Origin of the sequence: Actinomadura sp. CNU-125, from assembly GCF_001942465.1 — a bacterium.
Taxonomy (GTDB): domain Bacteria; phylum Actinomycetota; class Actinomycetes; order Streptosporangiales; family Streptosporangiaceae; genus Spirillospora.
The window spans coordinates 1-1733 of the sequence record NZ_MKJY01000509.1; the positions used below are offsets into that span (position 1 = coordinate 1).

3 protein-coding genes are annotated in these 1733 nt (G+C 68.4%); all 3 read right to left on the reverse strand.

The genetic code is table 11. The features are described 5' to 3' along the window. Positions 1-38: 38 nt before the first annotated feature. The 3 genes from BJF79_RS39065 to BJF79_RS39075 all read right to left on the reverse strand — a co-directional run bounded on the left by BJF79_RS39065 (position 39) and on the right by BJF79_RS39075 (position 1480). Positions 39-338 carry a hypothetical protein gene (locus BJF79_RS39065; protein ID WP_075904973.1) on the reverse strand — a complete coding sequence of 100 codons (300 nt, stop codon included), beginning with the start codon at positions 336-338 and terminating at the stop codon, positions 39-41. Positions 339-421: 83 nt separating this feature from the next. Next, positions 422-745: a helix-turn-helix domain-containing protein gene (locus BJF79_RS39070; RefSeq protein ID WP_075904975.1), complete on the reverse strand. Its 324-nt coding sequence runs from the start codon at positions 743-745 to the stop codon at positions 422-424. A 3-nt stretch (positions 746-748) separates the two neighbouring features. Continuing rightward, positions 749-1480, reverse strand: a complete 732-nt coding sequence (locus BJF79_RS39075) for a tyrosine-type recombinase/integrase (protein ID WP_262403225.1) — start codon at positions 1478-1480, stop codon at positions 749-751. Between the last annotated feature and the right edge of the window lie 253 nt (positions 1481-1733).

The window sequence follows — 1733 nt, forward strand, 5'->3', positions numbered from 1 at the left end:
GTCGTGCCAACGACCTTCCCTTCCGGTTCTCCCCAACTCTAGTTGGGGCCCTGTCCGGAAGATCCGTGGCACCTCACGACGGTGACCTTGCCGCACCGCGTGCACGCCGGGCGGGTCACCGGGAAACCGGTGTCGTGCATGGTGTGGATCAGGCGGACGAGCACCCTGGGGCATTGGGTGTGTCCCGAGGTCAGGGCGTCGGGGTGAGCGGCCATGTGCTCGGCGAACTCCTCCAGGAAGCGCGCCGCGCCCCAAGACGGGATGGGCACCGCATCCTCCAGTGCCGCTCTCGCCTGCTCGGTGCTCGCCTCGGGCACCGCCATGACGATCTGGCTCACCGCGGCACCGATCGCCTTCTCCAGGCGAGCGGCACGTCGCGCATGGCGGGCCGGGTTCTTAGGATCCGGCCGCCCGGAGGCGGTCACAGCCCTTCGGGCCTTCGGATCGAGGTCCGCCGCACCGTCGGCGCCGATCCGCGCGCCCCGCCGGCGGTCTTGCGGACCTCGGCGTTGACGACCTCGACCTCGATGAGGTCGTTCGGGGTACACGACAGGATGTCGCACAGCGCGGCGAGCGTGTCCATCGACAACCGCTGGGGCGGCTGGGTGACCAGCCGGAACACCTGCTCGCGGGACAGGTGGATGCCGCGTTCCGCCAGCAGCGGGCCCAGGTCGGTGGTCTGGAACATCTCCTGCGCGGCCATGAGCTTGCGCAGGTTCCAGCGGATGCCCATCTTCTTGATCAACGGTCAGGTCTCCCAGAGTTCGGCGTGACGTGCGGTGAGTTTGCTCTTCAGCAGGCGGCTGCGGTACTCGTCCGACACGCCGGTATAGATCGCCGTTGTCGCCGCCACGCGATGACCGGCCTGGTCCTGAACGAAGCGTTCGGGGTAACCGAACTCCACCAGATGCGTGATCGTCGAGTGACGCATGCTGTGCAACTCCAGGTCATCGGGTAGCCCGGCCGCGCGGCGGGCGTTCTCGAACGCGTCGTTGGCGCTGCGCCGCGACAACCGCCCGCGGCGTTCGGTCACCCACAACGCCGGGTGCCGGCCGACGTCGAACCGGGGACGCAGATCAGTGAGGTAGTGATCGAGCACGTCGGCGATCCAGTCGAACTCCGGAACGGTGAACACGGTGCGGCGCTTGGGCGGGCTGCCGTTGGACGCCTTGCCCAACCGCACGAACAAGGCACCGAACCGGTCGAGCCGCGGCAGCTCCGGGTTGTGGCGCAGGTCCGCCACGTCCAGTCCGCACATCTCCTGACGGCGCAGCCCATAGGCGTAAAAGCACTTCAGCAGCGCCGAGTCCCGCATCGCCGTCAAGGCGCCCTTGCGCCCCCGCGACCGCTTCTCCTCGGCAATACCATCCGCCGCGTCGAACAACGCCTGAACCTCGTCATAGGTGAGCGGCCGCCGACCCGGTCGCCCCTCGAACTCCGCGACGTGCCTGATCGAGTTGCCCTCGTGCAGGATCTGCACCGGTGCCCGCCCGAACCGCTCGACGCAGGTAGCGGCCCAGCCGTAGTGAGCTTCCCCCCGGAGCACGGACATCTGACCTGAGGTCACCGGCGATCATCAGGAAGGATGTCCGCCATGCCGTCACCACACCCGCCCGAGTTCCGCCGCCGCGCGGTCGAGCTGGCCCGCCAGGGCGATAAGAGCGTGTATCACGTGGCGGAGTGAGGCGTGGTGCGGGATAATGCTCGGCTGTGGCGTCGGATCTTGCGCTCCG